The sequence below is a fragment of the uncultured Tenacibaculum sp. genome (assembly GCF_947502995.1).
In the GTDB taxonomy this organism is placed as follows: domain Bacteria; phylum Bacteroidota; class Bacteroidia; order Flavobacteriales; family Flavobacteriaceae; genus Polaribacter.
This window is the reverse complement of the sequence record NZ_CANNBW010000013.1, coordinates 114,020-131,802: the sequence shown is the minus strand read 5'-3', so window position 1 is coordinate 131,802 and position 17,783 is coordinate 114,020. Positions and strand designations below refer to the sequence as shown.

At 30.4% G+C, this 17,783-nt stretch carries 17 protein-coding genes; 10 read left to right on the top strand and 7 right to left on the bottom strand.

The window, feature by feature from the left end; genetic code table 11:
• Window positions 1-189 precede the first annotated feature (189 nt).
• A complete protein-coding gene (locus Q1A46_RS12375; protein WP_299678933.1) occupies window positions 190-510 on the top strand; it encodes a hypothetical protein in 321 nt (106 codons plus the stop codon).
• A gap of 42 nt (window positions 511-552) precedes the next feature.
• Here Q1A46_RS12375 and Q1A46_RS12370 read toward each other — a convergent pair whose 3' ends face one another.
• The 3 genes from Q1A46_RS12370 to Q1A46_RS12360 form a co-directional block, all read right to left on the bottom strand.
• Window positions 553-1,068 (bottom strand): cysteine peptidase family C39 domain-containing protein, encoded by a 516-nt coding sequence (locus Q1A46_RS12370; RefSeq protein WP_299678930.1) that lies wholly within the window; start codon window positions 1,066-1,068, stop codon window positions 553-555.
• 63 nt (window positions 1,069-1,131) lie between these two features.
• The gene (locus Q1A46_RS12365) at window positions 1,132-1,407 is read right to left on the bottom strand and encodes a rhodanese-like domain-containing protein (protein WP_299678927.1); all 276 of its coding nucleotides are present in this window, start codon (window positions 1,405-1,407) and stop codon (window positions 1,132-1,134) included.
• A 34-nt stretch (window positions 1,408-1,441) separates the two neighbouring features.
• Window positions 1,442-3,199 (bottom strand): aromatic amino acid hydroxylase, encoded by a 1,758-nt coding sequence (locus Q1A46_RS12360; protein WP_299678924.1) that lies wholly within the window; start codon window positions 3,197-3,199, stop codon window positions 1,442-1,444.
• Window positions 3,200-3,312: 113 nt separating this feature from the next.
• On the opposite strand from Q1A46_RS12360, the gene Q1A46_RS12355 reads away from it, so the two are divergent.
• Complete coding sequence (locus tag Q1A46_RS12355) at window positions 3,313-4,092, top strand: M48 family metalloprotease (RefSeq protein ID WP_299678921.1); 780 nt, start codon at window positions 3,313-3,315, stop codon at window positions 4,090-4,092.
• A 120-nt stretch (window positions 4,093-4,212) separates the two neighbouring features.
• Window positions 4,213-5,694, top strand: coding sequence for a hypothetical protein (locus tag Q1A46_RS12350; protein WP_299678918.1), 1,482 nt, complete (start codon window positions 4,213-4,215; stop codon window positions 5,692-5,694).
• 414 nt (window positions 5,695-6,108) lie between these two features.
• Here Q1A46_RS12350 and Q1A46_RS12345 read toward each other — a convergent pair whose 3' ends face one another.
• The gene (locus Q1A46_RS12345) at window positions 6,109-6,960 is read right to left on the bottom strand and encodes a hypothetical protein (protein ID WP_299678916.1); all 852 of its coding nucleotides are present in this window, start codon (window positions 6,958-6,960) and stop codon (window positions 6,109-6,111) included.
• Between the two features lie 207 nt (window positions 6,961-7,167).
• On the opposite strand from Q1A46_RS12345, the gene Q1A46_RS12340 reads away from it, so the two are divergent.
• The 6 genes from Q1A46_RS12340 (at window position 7,168) to Q1A46_RS12315 (ending at window position 11,522) form a co-directional block, all read left to right on the top strand.
• Window positions 7,168-7,434 (top strand): hypothetical protein, encoded by a 267-nt coding sequence (locus tag Q1A46_RS12340; RefSeq protein WP_299678913.1) that lies wholly within the window; start codon window positions 7,168-7,170, stop codon window positions 7,432-7,434.
• A gap of 48 nt (window positions 7,435-7,482) precedes the next feature.
• Window positions 7,483-9,000, top strand: coding sequence for a 2,3-bisphosphoglycerate-independent phosphoglycerate mutase (gene gpmI / locus Q1A46_RS12335; protein WP_299678910.1), 1,518 nt, complete (start codon window positions 7,483-7,485; stop codon window positions 8,998-9,000).
• Between the two features lie 13 nt (window positions 9,001-9,013).
• Window positions 9,014-9,556 (top strand): thioredoxin family protein, encoded by a 543-nt coding sequence (locus Q1A46_RS12330; RefSeq protein WP_299678907.1) that lies wholly within the window; start codon window positions 9,014-9,016, stop codon window positions 9,554-9,556.
• 137 nt (window positions 9,557-9,693) lie between these two features.
• Complete coding sequence (locus Q1A46_RS12325) at window positions 9,694-9,876, top strand: hypothetical protein (RefSeq protein ID WP_299678904.1); 183 nt, start codon at window positions 9,694-9,696, stop codon at window positions 9,874-9,876.
• A 48-nt stretch (window positions 9,877-9,924) separates the two neighbouring features.
• The gene (gene map, locus Q1A46_RS12320; RefSeq protein WP_299678901.1) at window positions 9,925-10,743 is read left to right on the top strand and encodes a type I methionyl aminopeptidase; all 819 of its coding nucleotides are present in this window, start codon (window positions 9,925-9,927) and stop codon (window positions 10,741-10,743) included.
• The gene (locus Q1A46_RS12315) at window positions 10,743-11,522 is read left to right on the top strand and encodes a class I SAM-dependent methyltransferase (protein ID WP_299678987.1); all 780 of its coding nucleotides are present in this window, start codon (window positions 10,743-10,745) and stop codon (window positions 11,520-11,522) included. Before map ends, Q1A46_RS12315 begins: the two co-directional genes overlap by 1 nt.
• A gap of 4 nt (window positions 11,523-11,526) precedes the next feature.
• Here Q1A46_RS12315 and Q1A46_RS12310 read toward each other — a convergent pair whose 3' ends face one another.
• On the bottom strand, window positions 11,527-12,822 hold the full coding sequence (locus Q1A46_RS12310) for a hypothetical protein (RefSeq protein ID WP_299678898.1): 1,296 nt from the start codon (window positions 12,820-12,822) through the stop codon (window positions 11,527-11,529).
• A gap of 104 nt (window positions 12,823-12,926) precedes the next feature.
• The gene (locus tag Q1A46_RS12305) at window positions 12,927-13,925 is read right to left on the bottom strand and encodes an FAD:protein FMN transferase (RefSeq protein ID WP_299678895.1); all 999 of its coding nucleotides are present in this window, start codon (window positions 13,923-13,925) and stop codon (window positions 12,927-12,929) included.
• A 110-nt stretch (window positions 13,926-14,035) separates the two neighbouring features.
• Between Q1A46_RS12305 and Q1A46_RS12300 the strand changes: the two genes are divergently transcribed.
• Window positions 14,036-14,881, top strand: coding sequence for an OmpA family protein (locus Q1A46_RS12300; RefSeq protein WP_299678892.1), 846 nt, complete (start codon window positions 14,036-14,038; stop codon window positions 14,879-14,881).
• Window positions 14,882-15,134: 253 nt separating this feature from the next.
• Here Q1A46_RS12300 and Q1A46_RS12295 read toward each other — a convergent pair whose 3' ends face one another.
• The gene (locus Q1A46_RS12295; protein ID WP_299678889.1) at window positions 15,135-17,744 is read right to left on the bottom strand and encodes a DUF5916 domain-containing protein; all 2,610 of its coding nucleotides are present in this window, start codon (window positions 17,742-17,744) and stop codon (window positions 15,135-15,137) included.
• Window positions 17,745-17,783 lie beyond the last annotated feature (39 nt).

Here is a 17,783-nt window from a genome sequence, read left to right as displayed (position 1 = left end):
CACTTACAAAACAATAATTAATTAAAAATTAATTCTATAAAAACCTGATTTCATACCTAAAAAATTAGGGCTCGTTCAATTTTATCTCAAAATAGCTACACTAGTTCAGATATTTGATTTGTTCTTAATCATTTTTATTAAACTGTACAGAACGACTAAACTTAATACCTAACCTAAAACTTTATTATCATGGGAAATGTAAAATCAACAATCTATTCAACTACAGCAAAAGAACCAATGACTCAATTAAATTTTTCTACAGATTTTAGCGAAAGTTCTGCAGCAGTAACTATTGATTTCTTAAAAAGTGGAAGTGTAGTAAAAACTGAAACTTACAACTTAGACAACGAAAATCGTGTTGCTAAAATTAACTTAGAAGCTCCAGATATGACTTCTGAAGGAACATTAACTTTTGCTGCTGATGGTAATGCAGTTGCTTATTCAGGAGTTGGAATTTGGGGGAATGTAACTTCTTTTAGAGCAGAAAACGTTGCTGTTGCTTATAGATAACCACAGCCTTTAAAAGGAAATACAATTGAAGTGTTTCCTTTTTTATTTTAACTCCGTTAACAACATTATACCTTCTTCTGAAGTAGTATTACCTTCACTTTGAGTCCAGCTTTCACAAAATTCTTTTTTTGAGTACCTCACCTTACCTATAGCAGGATCAGCAACCCAAGCACTATCTTTTGTCATTTTATAAACGACTACAAAATGATTTTTCTCCCAGTGAGCAATAGTAGGATTGTAGAATTTTAATATACTATCGTATTCAACTCTAATTCCTAAGTTTTTAATTCCAATACTATCACAAGCTTCACTTAAACCTAAAAACGAAGTACCTTGCATGGAATTAAAAGACGATAATTTTTTCAAACTATCTAAAGTTATATCAATCCCATAATACTCACTAATCATTTGTAAACAAACTGGCCCACAATCACTAGGAGATTCCTGTAAAATTATTGGAAATTCTTTCTTAAAAAATGATTTGTTAGTATTTAAGTTACAACTAGAAAAACATAAATACATAAACATCACAACAAGTGATACAAAACTTATTTTCATAGCCTTTTTAAACAGTAAAGAGATGTACAAAACACATCTCTTTACTACTTTAATATTTTTATTTTACAAATATTGATCTACATCTCCCCAAGGACCTCCGTTGATAATATCTACTCCTTGTCCTTGTAAAAAGTTAGTTGCTTGTCCACTTCTACCTCCACTTCTACACACTGCAATTACTGGTTTGTTCCAAGATTTAATTTCTTCTACATTATTTGGAATTGTATCTAAAACTATATGTTTTGCTCCTTCACTATGTCCTTCATTCCATTCTGCTAAAGTTCTTACATCTAAAACTACAGCTCCTTTTTCTAAATATTCTTGTATTTCGTTTGCCATATTTTTCTTTCTAAATAAATTAAATATATTCATTTTATACTACTTGTTCATTAAATAACAACGATAATCCATCTTGTATTAAACTAGAGAATTCTTCGTTTGTTTTTAAACGATTTAAATACTCTTTAATTGAATTTTGAATTTCGTAGTTCTGTGCTATTGCAATTTCATACAACTCTAATGCTAATAACCAATCTTCATTAAATTTCTCTTCAACAAGATTAAAAATTGCTATAATTTTATTTTCTGAAACTGCATTATCTTCTCTCATTTGTCGTACTTGATTATATAAATCATACAATTCACGATCTGAAGAAGAATAATTAATTTTATGTGTTTTAGTTTCTGAAACTTTCCCTAGATCTTCAAAAGAATTTACATCGGCAGGACCAGCATAAGCAGAAACAACATTTACTCCAACAGCCATATCGTAAATTCCCCAATCTGGATGAAATAAAACAGTATCGAAATGAGTTACAGTACAATTTTTAAATGAAATTAATAAAATTCTACCTCGTAAATCTCTAGTACCTGTAATTACTTCTCCTTCTACTTTCACTCCTCCTTCAAACTCAAGGCTTACTGTTTTTCCTTCATAAATTCCATAAGCTTCCAAATCTCTTGGACTCATGTTTTCAATAGGAATATTAATTCCTCTTAACTTTCCAATTGGACTACCAAAACCTTCAGCATGATAGTTTGTACCATGACCAATTAACTCTTTATCTCTGTTTGATAAAGCTGTTCCTCCGGTTGTTTGAATGTAAATAGGTTTATTATTTTCATCCGTAATTACATTAGTAAAGACTCCTGAAACTTGAATTCCTGTAGACAATTCGATAGTTCCTAAGTTTTTAGAATCAATTAATTTATTAATTCCACTTAAACCTCCTTTTCGAATTCCCATAGTATTTGCATATTGCTCTAATACTAAACTTAAATGTGCAAAATCTGGAGTTACAAATAATTGTGGCTGGGGTTTTGTAATATCAAAAGACACATTAGAAGCTTCTAAAGTATATGGTAATTTCTTAACAGCATCTTGCATACACCATTTACTTTCTCCAATAGAAGACAATAATCCAGCTCCATAAATTTTAGGATTTTCTACTGTACCAATTAAACCATACTCTACAGTCCACCAGTGTAAATTTCTAATTTGAGCCATTTCTGAAAGTGCGCCCATATTATTTTGCAGCCATTCTACTCTCTCTTGAGCTTCTTGAATTTCTTTTTGACTAGAATTCGGATTTTCTTTTAGAATAGAAAGTAATCGAATTGCTTCATACATTTCATAATCTCTGGAAGAAGAAATAGCTTTTGCTCCAATTTCACCAAATCTCCTCAAATATTCTGCATATTCAGGATTCGCTATAATTGGTGCATGACCTGCTGCTTCGTGAATAATATCTGGTGCTGGAGTATACTTGATATGATCTATAGTTCTCATATCTGAAGCAATAACTAAAACATTGTAAGCTTGGAATTCCATAAATGCATTTGGTGGAATAAAACCATCTACAGAAACTGCTGCCCAACCAATTTCTTTTAAGATTCTATTCATTCCTGCCATTCTTGGAATTGTATTTACAGAAATTCCTGTTTTTTGTAATCCATCTATGTAAGATTCATGAGCTACTTTCCCCAAATAATCTACATTCATACGCATTACATATCTCCACACAGCTTGATTTTGAGCTGTGTATTCATCATAAGGTTGTTTTACCACAAACTTATGCAAATGTTGAGGCAATTTTCTCGTTACTTCATTTAACTCAAAGTGAGCTTTCATACGTTAAAATGTTTGTGTTGTTTGTAAGGATAAAAATACTCATTTCGAAATTAATAGCCTTATGATTTTCGTTTTTTGTATATTTACAAGTAACACAAAAATCAAAAAAGAAGATGAGAAAAGGAGGATTTAAATTCCGCCTATTAATTGGCTTAGTGATAGTTGCTTTTGCCTATTTAAGAAAGTGCAGCCAAAGAACGGTAAATCCGTACACTGGAAAAACACAAACCATAAGTTTAAGTACAGATCAAGAAATTGCCATTGGATTACAACAAGCTCCTGCAATGGCGAATCAACACGGAGGTCTTTACCCAAACAATCAATATCAAGCATATATCGACAAAATAGGAGAAAAATTAGTTGATAATTCTATTGCTAAACAATCTGAGTACAAATACGAATTTCATTTGCTCAGAGATGACAGAACTATTAATGCTTTTGCATTACCAGGTGGTCAGATTTTTATCACTTATGCTCTTTTTGCAAAACTCACAGATAAATCTGGAACTTTAAATGAAGATATGGTTGCTGGAGTTCTTGGTCATGAAATAGGCCATGTCCTTGGAAAACATTCAAACGAAAGAATTAGTGAAGCAAACTTTTGGAAACTAATTACAATGGGAGCTTCAGTTGGTGCTGATATGGGACAACTAGCTAATAGTATTGGACAACAAACTTTACTTAAAAATGGTAGAGGTGATGAATTAGAAAGTGATGAATTGGGCGTAAAACTAATGTTAGACGCAGGTTATGATCCTCGTTATTTAATTAACGTAATGGAAATTTTAAAAGCCGCAGCAGGCCCAAATAGAGTTCCTGAATTTCAAAGTACTCATCCAGATCCCGAAAATAGAATTCAAAGAATTAAAGAAGCTATTAGAAAGTATTCTTAATAAATGATTTTCCTCCAATTACAATTTCATATAATAAATCTCATCAAACGCAGTTATTCTTTATAATTGAAAAAGATGTTATAGCATTTATAGTCATATATTTAATTATCACATCAACCTATGTCAAAATCTGAAGAAGCAGATTTAAACTTATTAATTAACTCCTTAAGTTCTAAAGTTTACAATTCTTTTAAAAGAAGTTTAAACACAAAATCTGAACCCACAACAAAACTCAAGCTTCTAGAAACAGTAAGAAAAAAGAAAGCTTTTGAGAAAGTACCTTTTATAAAGAAACACAAATTAACTTCTTTAAAATTCAACACCTTAAAGTTTGATTTATTTCAAGAGTTAATTGACCATTTAAAAATATCAGAAGAAAAATATTCTGACATTAATTTATTTAATGAATTTATTGAATTAGAAGTGCTTTTAAAAAACGCTTTGTACACTAAAGCTAAAAGAAAACTTAATAAACTAAAAAAAATAGCTGTAGAAAAATGTGATTTCGATATTTGCTGTTTATTACAAAAGAAAGCTGTAGAATTTAGACTTTTCAATTATGATAAAGGGACAAATAATTTTAAAGATGGAGTTACCGAATTAGACGAATATATTCGATTATCAAAAAACTTAAACTCTTATAAACTTTTAGCTGAAGAAATATGTGAATTGCATTATCAGTTTTTAGACAAACGAATAAAAAATAGAGACGGCCTTTTAAATTACAACAACAACCCTTTATTACAAGACGTTAGCAGTGCTGAATCTGTTCTATCTGTATACTTTTTTTACAGGGCTAAATCTTTCATATACATGGGAGATAATGATTTTAACGAAGGGAAACGTTACTCTTTTTTAGCTTATGAGTATTTAAACAATAATCCATCTAAGTATCGAGATGATTTTCTTTTAAAATTTAAAGCTTTAAACAATTATTTAGATTCTAGCATGAATTTGATGGAAACAACTCCTTTTGAAAAAATTCATCCAGAACTTTTAAAACTTATTGATGAAAATGAACATCGATTTAGTTCCATTACCAAAAGCTTTAGCACTATAGCAAACGATTGTTTAGTTTTAAATTATTTATGGATAAAAAAAGATGCTAATCGTTTTTTAGAGATTATTCCTCAGATTAAAGAAAACTATAATTTACACAGTGAAATGACTGGCCCGAATTTTAGTATTGAGGTTTTATTATCTATTGCCCGCATGTATTTTTTAAAAGGCATGTTAAAAGAAGCGAATCATTATTGTGTTATGATTAGTGATAAAAAAACAAATCCTGCTTCTCTTATTATTTCTTGTGGGAATATTTTAAGAATAATGATTCAACATGATCTTGGAGATCATCAATTAATATCACATCTTATTCACACAAGTAAGTACTTCTTAAAAAGTAATGAACGACTATTCAATTTAGAACGAAGTATATTAAATGGTTTAAATAAGATTAAACCTTATTATCCGAATGCCCAAAAGTCTTTACTTTTCAAAGAATTATATCTAGAAATCAGTGAAAAACTTGACAAAGCTGAAGATTCTATTTTAGATAAAAAAATTGGAATTTTAAATTGGCTTAAATCTAAAATTAATACGTAGCTCATCTAATTTCGCAATAAAAACAATAATTTAACCACTAAAAAACAAAACTTAAAACACTACATTACTGAAAGTTAAAACTTAAAAACAAACAGTTAAAAAACTTTTTCAAAAAAACTTAACAGTTAAATTACATTTTTCAAGTAGTTAAAAAACATTCATATTGCAAACGATTAGAGGTTTGTGTTGATACTATTACAGTTCAACGCATCAAAAACAATAATTAAAATCGTTAATAAATACACTTTTCTTTAGGTTAATTAATAGGGAAGAATTAATCTTAAAATTATTTATAGTGATTATTTGAGAGGTCAAATCAACCAAAATCTGACTTTTCAATTTTAAGGTGCAAAAAAAGGGTAGATTTCACAATCTACCCTTTTATAGTTAAACTCAATTATCTACACTAAAAACTTAAGCAGCTTTTAGCTTACTTAATTTTTCTTTCTTCTCTTTTATCTCGTTTTCTAACTTATTTAATCTTTTTTCAACTCTACTGATAATTGCTTCTTTTCTTTGAATATCTTCAGCAGTTAAAGCACCTTCTTTCTTAGCAGCTTCTAATTGGTCTTTCTTCTTTTTTAAACCTTGTCTCCCACTAATTAACATCTCTTCATTAACGCTAATATCATCCTCTACCTCCATTATTTTCATTCTCTTTTCTTTAGAGATCTTATCTTCAATTTCTTTCTTCTCAGCTTTTAACTTGCTGTCTAACTGTGCTAACTTTTCGTTTTTTTTACGTAAAGCTTCTAATTGCTTTTTATAAGCCTCTTCACTAGCTTTTATTTCTTTCTCTAACTTCTCTCTTGCTGCTTTTAATTCTTGTTCTCTTTTTTCTAAATCACTATCAGCTTTAACCTCTGCAACAGGAGTTGCTACAGTCTTAGTTTCTACAGATTCAACTTCTTTAACTTCAGCAACTTTAACATTTAAAGATTTCTTGAATGAATTTAACTCTTCTTTTTGAGTTTTTATCTTCTTATCAAGTTTAGATAATCTAGTCTCAACATTTCTGATGATCGTTTCCTTTCTTAAAACCTCTTCTTTAGTTATTCTGTTTTTACTTTTATCTTTCGTTAATCTAGACTTAATTCTTTCTAAACCTTCTACTCCACTTAACAACATTTCTTCGTTTACACGAATTTCTTGTTCTTTGCTTTTTATAGTTTTCTTATCCTCTCTTGAGATCTCTTGAGAAAACGCAGTTTGAATACTAAAACAAACAATAACGATTACAGGGATTACATTTTTGAATATTTTCATTTCTTCTTTTATTTATGCATTCTATGTTTACACTAGTATTTGATACCTTTTTTATAAAAAAGTCACAAACACAACCTATTTTTTTCGGCGTGCAAATGTACAAATAAAAAAAACACAAAAAACATATTTTCAAAATCTATTAACATAGGTAAAAATGTAACGTTTTCAAATATTTAGCTACATATAGGAAATGCTAAAAATATTGTTATGGGATCAACTTCTGCTATGATTACGAGTATTAAGAATAATAAAAGACCTCGTAAAAGCGCTATTGAAAAACTAAAAAAACACAGATATTTCAAAAAAAATGATTCAGACGAATTATCTTTTAACAAAACAGCTACTGAAAAACAATTAGAACAAATAAGATTAGAAGCTAAAAAAGAAAACAGACGGAAACTTCTTTCCTATTTAGTTCCTATTGGTTTAATTTCTATCGCTACATTAATCGCAATCGGTTTCGTGAAATTTTAAGTAAAAAACCTAAAATCTTTACTACTTTTACTTATCAAATTATACCAAATGGATAAGAAAGTAATTTTAATGATTTTAGATGGTTGGGGAATTTCACCTAACCCTGAAATTTCTGCAGTAGATAAAGCAAACACTTCTTTTATAGATTCTTTGTACACTAAATTTCCTCATTCTGAATTAAGAACTGATGGTGAATATGTTGGGCTTCCAGAAGGACAAATGGGAAACTCTGAAGTTGGACATATAAATTTAGGAGCTGGAAGAATTGTGTACCAAAACCTTGCTAAAATAAACAAGGCTATAAAAGAAGATACTTTAGCTAAGGAAACTGAATTACTTCATGCTTTTCAATATGCAAAAGAAAACAATAAAAACATCCATTTATTAGGTTTAGTTTCAGACGGTGGAATTCATTCACACATTAATCATTTAAAAGGATTATTAGATGCAGCTAAGAATAATGATATATCAAACATTTACTTACATGCATTTACAGACGGTAGAGATACAGACCCAAAATCTGGAGCTGCCTATATAAAAGACATAGAAAATCACATGACGAATAGTACTGGATGTTTGGCTTCTATTACTGGTCGTTATTACGCTATGGATAGAGATAATCGTTGGGAAAGAGTAGCTTTAGCTTATAATGCATTAGTAAACGGTGAAGGTACTTTATCAACTAACGCCATTGAAAGTATTGAAGCAAGTTATAAGAATGATGTTACCGACGAGTTCATTAAACCTATCATTTTAACTGACGAGAACAACCAGGCTAGAGCTACAATTAAAGAAGATGATGTTGTTATCTTTTTTAATTTCAGAACAGATAGAGGTAGACAATTAACTCAAGCATTGAATCAAAAAGATGTTGCGGATCAAAACCTTAAGAAGCTACCATTATATTTTGTTACCATGACAAATTATGATAGCACTTTTGAAGGAATCCATGTAATTTACGATAATAAAAATATTGAAAATACTTTAGGAGAAGTTTTAGAAACTGCAGGAAAGAAACAAATAAGAATCGCAGAAACAGAAAAATACCCACATGTTACATTTTTCTTCTCTGGCGGAAGAGAAAAAGAATTTGTAGGAGAGAAAAGAATCTTATGTCCCTCTCCAAAAGTAGCTACTTACGATTTAAAACCTGAAATGAGTGCTTTTGAAATTAAAGATGCAATCGTTCCTGAATTAGAAAAAGGAGAAGTAGACTTTGTATGCTTGAATTTTGCAAATGGAGACATGGTAGGGCATACAGGAGATTTCGATGCTGCTGTTAAAGCTTGTGAAGCTGTTGACACCTGTGTGAATGAAGTTGTTACTAGTGCTTTAGCTAATGGATATACAACCTTATTAATTGCAGATCACGGAAATTGTGAAACGATGATTAATCCAGACGGATCTCCAAATACTGCACATACTACAAATCCGGTTCCATTAATTTTAATAGACAACGAATTAAAATCAATCAAAAATGGAATTTTAGGAGATATGGCTCCAACCATATTACATTTGTTAGGTGTAGAAAAACCAGCTGAAATGACTCAGGAATCTCTGGTATAAATCTTAAATAACAATGAAAAAAATAATATATGCAATCACCATATTTTTAATCGGTGCTTGTTCTTCTTATCAAAAATCGAATGCAAAGTTTAAAGCAGAAAAAGATAGTGATGGGAACTTAGTTGGATACGCTACTCAAAATGACTTTAAACAAGAACCATACGGAAGCGAATGGTTTAATGATTATTATGAGTATTACGAAACAGATAAAAAAACTATTTCTGAGTTAACTCCTTATTTAAAAGATGTTACTATAAAAGCTTTTATGGGAACTTGGTGTGATGACAGCAGACGTGAAGTCCCTAACTTTTACAAGATTTTAAACGAAACAAATTTTAATCAAAATAGATTAGAACTTGTTACCGTAAACAGAGATAAAAAAGCAAAAGGAGTAGAAAAAGGATATAATATCGAAAGAGTTCCTACATTTATTTTTTACCGAAATGGAAAAGAAATTGGAAGATTTGTAGAACACACTGTTAACGACGCTTTTTTAGAACAAGACATACTACAAATTGTATCTGGTAAAGAATACAAACATGCATATGAAAAGTAATCATTATAACTCTAACAATCTCATAATCAACAAAATACTCTTTACACAACAAAACATTAAAAGCAGACAATGAAATAATTTCATGGTCTGCTTTTTTAATTCCTGATCATAAATTTGGTGAATTTTCAGATTCTGGAATGCATAAATCTTGTTTTGAAAACTGGGAACATAAAAACGAATTTCAGTATTTACACAGCTACAAACCTTATTTGGATTTTAATGATTCACACATTAAAACAATGATAGAAAAACATGGAATGCCAGACTGGTTAAAAAAAGTGCAAGCGTTTAGAAAAAAGCATCCAGAATTTAAACCTTAAATGTTTCTACGAATCCAGTATATTTGCACTTTATTTATTCCATAGGAAATGATTATACCAAAAAACAGAGAAGAAATAGAGTTAATGCGCGAAAGTGCTTTAGTAGTTTCTAAAACTTTAGGAATGTTAGCTAAAGAAGTAAAACCTGGAGTTACTACTTTATATTTAGATAAACTTGCTGAAGAATTTATAAGAGAACAAGGTGCAATTCCTGCTTTTTTGGGTTTATATGATTTTCCAAACACATTATGCATGAGTCCAAATTCTCAAGTAGTACATGGAATTCCTAACAACACTCCTTTAGTTGAAGGAGATATTATTTCTATCGATTGTGGAGCTTTAAAGAATGAATTCTACGGAGATCATGCATATACATTTGCTGTTGGCGAAATTGATCCAGAAACTAAAAAACTATTAGACATCACAAAAGAAAGTTTGTATGTCGGTATTCGTGAATTTAAAGTTGGAAACCGTGTTGGAGATGTAGGTTATGCTATTCAACAATTTACAGAAAAACATGGGTATGGTGTAGTAAGAGAGTTAGTAGGACATGGAATTGGTAGAAAAATGCATGAAGATCCGGAAATGCCAAATTACGGAAGACGTGGTAGAGGTAAAAAGTTTGTTGAAGGTATGGCAGTAGCTATTGAACCTATGACAAACATGGGAACTCATAAAATAAGATTCCATAAAGATGGTTGGACGGTAACTACTTTAGACAATAAGCCATCTGCTCACTTTGAACATGATGTAGCTTTAATTGATGGAAAACCAGAGTTACTTTCTACTTTCCAATACATTTACGAAGCTTTAGGTATTGAAAGTGATGAAGAAAATGAGTTTAGACAACAACCTTTAGTTCTTTAATAGTGTCACTTTTTAAAACTGTATTAAACACCATACCTCGACCTATTTTAATCAAAGCTAGTTATTGGGTTCGTCCTGTAATAGCTTGGTGGTTAAAAGGAGATAATTTCACAGATCCTATCGATGGGAAATCTTTTAAAAAGATGCTTCCATACGGTTATGAAGTTCAACGTGAAAATGTATTATCTCCATCTACTCTTTCTTTAGAAAGACACCGTTTACTATGGTTGTATTTACAGCAAGAAACAAACTTTTTTTCATCTAAAGAAAAGAGAAAACTACTACATATTGCTCCTGAACAATGTTTTTTGCATCGTTTTAGAGCATTAAAAAACCTAGAATATATCACTTCAGATTTAGAATCGCCAATTGCTGATGTTAAAGCAGATATTTGTGATTTACCTTTTAAAGACGAATCTTTTGATATTATTTTTTGTAATCATGTGTTAGAACATATTCCAGATGATACAAAAGCAATGCAAGAACTATTTCGTGTATTAAAACCTGGTGGTTATGGTATATTCCAAATCCCTCAAGACTTAAACAGAGAAACCACTTTTGAAGATGACTCTATTACAGATCCAAAAGAGAGAGCTAAAATATTTGGGCAATACGACCATGTTCGTGTATATGGAAGAGATTATTTCAACAAATTACGTTCTATAGGTTTTGATGTAAAAGAAGTAGATTACACAAAACAAATCGCCCCAGAATTAGTGGAGCGATATGCTTTAGCTAAAGGTGAAATTTTACCTTTATGCTATAAAACAGGACAATAAACAGTTATTTATTTTCTTTCAAGTAATCTTCTAAAGATTGAAGTTTTTTATCTCCTAAAAACACAATTCCATCTTTTTTAAGTTGATATTTACCTGTATCCTTTTTTTCAATAATTACATCGTTAGTATAAGTTCCTTTTGCATCTTTCATTTTACTAACTTTTTCTCCAAGGATATTATACCAACTCGTATTCTTTCCTTTTTGAGCTTGAATTTTATTTTTATAAAAACTACCCAAATAGCCAATATCTTCAGCAAATAAAACTCGGTTCTCGTTTTCAGAAATTTCAGAAGAACCAAATAAATATCCTTTTAACTTTTTAGTTTCTTGATCGTATAATGTATAAATATCTCCCCCTAAATGACCACCTAACTTATACCATGTTTTATTAATTTTCACAGTGTTTTCATCTTCATCATACTTATCAATTATATCTGCTTTTTTCATAGCCTTTAACTGCCCTTCAATTTTTTTAATTCGAAGAAAACTCTCATTAACTAAATCAAAAACAAAGGTATCTGTACTATTATTTGGATAAGCAACTAACTGTTGATTTCCTCTTGGTAATAAAACTGCTTCAAAAAAAGAAGATGCGGAATTAACACTTTTAATATCTGGCAACTCAAAACCTTCTTTCTCTTTAGATTTGTAACAGTAGATTTGAGTTCCTTTTCGTTTCTTATCTACAAAAAGAAACACGCCTTCAAAAGTTAAAGCATTTTCATACAAATTTGGCCTTATGAGAATCTTTCCATTTTCATTTAACAAACCATATTTATTTCCTTTTTTAAAAATAGCTAACCCGTATGTGTTGAAGTTAAAAATTGTATCCGCATGAATAGATAAAGCATCTGAAATCGCATTCCATTCACGTTTTAATGAATCTATTCGCTTTTCTTCTTTTTCAGCCATTAACTTTAGCCGTTCTTCTTCTTTTTGTTCAGCTTCAATCTTCTCTAGTTTTTCTTCAATATCAACATACAATTCCAACATTTGCTTGTAAGTTTCTGAAGTTTTACTTCTAGATAATTGAAAATATTTTTTAGCAAAATCTTTAGCTTCTTTATATGATTTGAGCTCATAATAAATTAAAGTACCCATTTCTGCAATTCTAGATTTTTGGATAGAATCTATTTTAGATACTCCTTTGTCGAAGTTAACTTTAGCAGCTTGATAATCTATTTTCTCCATGTCTCTTTCAGCTTTACTGAAATAAACTTTAGCAATTTCGTAGTTAGATTGCCCTATTGAAGTATAGAAATTAACGACTAAAAAAACGATAAATAATCCCCTTCTCATTTTTATGTATTTATGGTTAAAACCCTGTTCTTGATTTCCTTTTTAAAATCAGAACTAAAATACTATGAGACAAAGACTTAAAACATACCTAAAGCTAGGTATTATTAATTAGAAAATTCCTCTATTTCACCTTTATCATTTGTAAAAAGTAGTACAACCTTAAGTTCAGGATGCTTCTCTAAAAAAAGTTTTGTTTTTTTTAATCCCATTGCCATAAATGCTGTTGCATAAGCATCTACATCTGCACAATCCCCATTCATTAAAACCGAAGCACTTAATAAATTATTCTCTTGAGCTAACCCAGTTTTTGGATTTACAGTATGTACAATTTTTTCTCCTTTTTCATTGACTTTAAACTTCCTGTAATTTCCTGAAGTAGCCATAGATTGATTATCTAATAAAATAAATCGAGATTGACTCCTAGATCCATCTGTTTTAGGATCATCAATTGCTACTTTCCATGCAGAATCTCTCGAGTTTTTACCTCTAGCCCTAATTTCACCTCCTATTTCAACTAAATAATCTTGAATTTTTTTACTTTCTAAAAAACGTCCAACAACATCAATTCCTAAACCTTTTGCATAGGCATTTACGTTAAATTCCATTTCAGGAGCTTTTACAACTTTATTACCTTTTAAAGTCATTTTATCGAAACCTGTAATCTTCATTAATTCTTTAACTTCTTCTTCTGTAAGGTTCTTTTTTTCTTTACCCGAACCAAAACCATACGCATTAATTAATTTCCCTATCGTAGGATCGAAATACCCGTCAGTTTCTTTATACAAACGCTTTGCTTTATCAAAAGCCTCAACAAAATAAGCATCAACAACTACTGTTGTATCATTCTGATTTATTTTAGAAATTAAAGATGTTGGAATGTAAGTAGATAATGAATTATTAAATTTTTCGAATATTACATTAATTGGCTCTTGAAAATTCTCTGTACTCTTATAAATGATATTATACGTTGTTCCAAAAACGTTTCCTCTCAATTTAGTGAAGGATTCTTGCGTTGTTTGAACTTGTTCTTTTTTATTTTCAGTTTTACAAGCTTGAAAAAAAACTAAGAAAACTAGCAGGAAAGAATAGTATTTTGACGCCATTAATTTATATTTTTTTAACAAAAATAAATCAATCTGTACTAAAATACCGTTAATGTGACTTTTTGTTTTATCATTTTTTTAAATTTGCTACTTACATTAACTACATTAAGATGAAAAAAATAGTATTATTTCTATCGGCTGCTGTTTTATTAGCTTCTTGTGCATCTAGCAAAGAATTAGAAGCTTTAAAGGCAAAGCACGAACAAACTAAAGATGAATTAGCAACAGTAAAAACAAACCTTACTAAGTGTTTAGTAGAGAAAGAGAAGTATCAGGATCGCTCTAAAGATTTAGAAGGAAGAATTGACGAACTAAGAAAAGACAAAGAAAATACTATTCAACAAGTTGAAAATTTAACTGTTTTAACTAAAGGTGCTAACGACAACATTAAAGAAACTTTAGCTCAATTAAGTAAAAAAGATAAATACATCAACAAAATTAGAGCTGCAGCTTCTAAAAAAGACTCATTAAACTTAGTAGTAGCTTTTCATTTAAAGAAAGAATTACAAGACGGAATTGACGATCAAGATATCGAGGTTAATGTAGAGAAGACCGTTGTATTTATTTCTATTTCTGATAAGTTATTATTCAAGAGCGGTAGTTATACAATTACAGATAAAGCTTCTAAAGTTTTACAAAAAGTTGCTACTGTGGTAAACGGACAACCAGAAATGGATGTTATGATTGAAGGTCATACTGATGATACTCCAATTAACACTGCTGCTGTAAAAGACAACTGGGACTTAAGTGTGAAGCGTTCTACTGCAATTGTACGTGAGTTACAATCGAAGTATAATGTATCTCCGTCTAGATTAATTGCTGCTGGTAGAAGTAGTTTCTTACCATTAGCTCCTAATGATACACCAGCTAATAAAGCTAAAAACAGACGTACAAAGATTATCATCTTACCTCGTTTAAATCAATTCTTTGATTTATTAGATCAAAAAGTTGAGTAATCTTTTCACTTTACAAAATTTAAAAACCACCTAAATGTAGGTGGTTTTTTTATGCTTTTATATTCTGTATTTTATAACAACAATAGAAATCAAACACAGGAATCTTATCAAGACTTAAACCCTTCACTAACGTAAACTCAAAGATTTTTCAATTAGTTAATAATTCTACTAGTATCGGAATTCACAAACTAGTATAAAACAAATCAGCTAGAGTGATACTCTGACTGATTTGTTTATTTTAAAAGCTTTATTCTTATTTCAAGAATCGATAAGTGAATTTAATTAAAAATATATTTTCTAATTCTTGTTCTAAAATTTGATTATTTAATCCTCCTAATAAAGATCGATCTGGATCTTGACTTCCAGTAGTTCCTTGCGACCAAACAAAGAAAAACTCAGAGCCAGGAGTATATTCCCAACGCATTACTAAATTAGATCGAAATTGAGCAAAAGAAAAATCTGGATTAGAAAATTCATAATCTGTAATTCCATCTAAATTTTCATCAATCCTGAAAACTTCATCATTTGCATCAAAATTCACTTGATTTTCATCTAGAAAAACAACTCTTCCTCCGATGTCTTCAGATAAAGAATTTGATACATAATTGAAATTACTGTATCTTCCTCTAGCTATAAATGGCTGTCCATAATACTGAATTGACAAATTAGGATTAATACTATAATTTGCTCTAAATGTAAAGGACAAATTATTATTATCTATTTCTCCTAAAACATATCTTGGTGTAGCTCCATTTAATTCTTCAGAAACATATTGTGTTTTATTTATATTTTCTCGAAAACTTGTACTCAAAGAAACACTTAAAGCATCCAATGGTTGGTAATTAAGGTTTAAATCGTAGTTTTTCACATTAAAACTATCGTCTGTTCCATAATTATTCGCATAACCAATAGAGAAGTTGAACTTTTTACTAGAATCTGACCCAATTGCAAAATTATAATACACTTCTTCTGAATTTCTCCAGCGTGGACCTCCTCTTAAAAATGAATTCTGAATAGATCTAGGGCGATAACCAATTCTTCCTTCCGTTCCCCAATTATTATCCCAATTAATATTCCCTCTAGTTTCGTATTCAATTCTGTTAAAATTCCCAGCAAAATCATACATACTTCTTAACACAACTCTTGCAGAAGCTCGTCTGTATATTTTTGTTGGGTTTTGCCATAAATACTCAATGTTACCAAATTGCCATATTTGATCTGTTTGACGTAAAAAACCTACATCATTCAATTCAAACTCTGGAGATTTCCAATTGGCTCCTAAAAAGAAACGCCAATTTCCTCCTCCTCTTTTACCTCCAAAAACTCGCCCTCCTGTTCCAGTTAAAGAAGTTCTATTTGGATCTACTCTTAAATGACTAGCATCTACTCGTTGAAATAAATGACGAATAGATTCCTGCGTTCTTTGAATAGCTTCTTTACTTCCTGAAACGTGACTCATAGAGAAATTACCTTGAATAAAATAATCTCTATTTTTCCATTCGTGTCTAAAATCTAAACCACCAGAATACGCTGATTTATGAAGTGTATTAATCGATTGTAAATCTCTATTTGTAGCTGTAAAAATACCACCGATAAAAGATTTCCTATCGTTAAAATCCTTTTGAACTCTTGTTACAAAATAATTTGTTAATGGTTCAACTAAAACTTCTCTTCTATCTCCATTATTATCAATCTCCGCATACTCATTATCCGTTACAGTTTCTAAAACACCAATAGACCAACCATCTCTTGTTTTACCAGAAAACTTAGCAGCAGCAATTATAGAACTATTAATTGGCGCATCTACAAATTCTCCATCATTAGAATCGGCAGAAGTTTGTGGACTTCTTCCAATTCTTCTACTGTAGAACACATTATCTTGTCCTCCAACCCTAAAATCAAAAATATTTTTATTTTCTACGAAGAATGGTCTTTGTTCACGGAAGAAAACATCGTCAAAACCATCTAACACAATATTCCCTGGATCGGCTTCAACTTGACCAAAATCTGGATTTATTGTTACATCTAAAGTAAGATCATTTGTTACTCCAATTTTAGCATCTAACCCACCATTAACTCTAAAATTATCACCATCTCTAAACGGATTTCCTGGTTCTTTTTCAAAAGTCTCATAAGACATTACGGTGAATGGCTGAATCTCTAATTGCTTTTGTGATTTTAAATCAATTAACCCGTGTAATTCCCCTGCTTCACTGATAAAACCAGAAATATCATTTGGTATTCTTTGCCAGAGCGACCTTTCGTTTTTTCTAAAGATTGTACGATTAAAATTTAACCCCCAAATTTGCTCTTTTGCTTTACCAAAACGCAATTGACTAAATGGAATTTTCATCTCTCCCGTCCAACCTTTATCATCAATAACAGCATCTGTATACCAAACAGGATTCCAACTTTCATCCCAATTTTGACCATTTTGAGTCACAAACTCTTCTCCTTTTACCCCAGCAGCTGTAACTGTAAAAACAAAAGCAGTTCTTTTGTCATGATAACTATCTATAATCACATTTACGCGATCACCCGCAAAACCATCACGACGAGTTAAACGAGCTTCAATTTCTTCAGGTGAATCATCAAATGCTCTAATTGCTATGTAAAGATACTTTGTATCATAAAGAATTTTAAACTTAGTTTGAAAAGCAGGAGCAACTCCTTCTTCTGGATCTTTTTGAAAAAAATCACCTCCCCAAGGAACAGCTTCCCAAGCAGGATCATCTAATTTTCCATCAATTGTAAGTTCTTTATCAGTCTTTTTAGTTGTATATATTTTCTTTTCTAAACTTTGCCCCCATCCCAATAGTGAACAAAAAACAGAAAAAATAAACAGTAATGTTCTTACCTTCATTTTTAGTTTTGAATCGTTGTCGCAAAAGTATACTAGAAA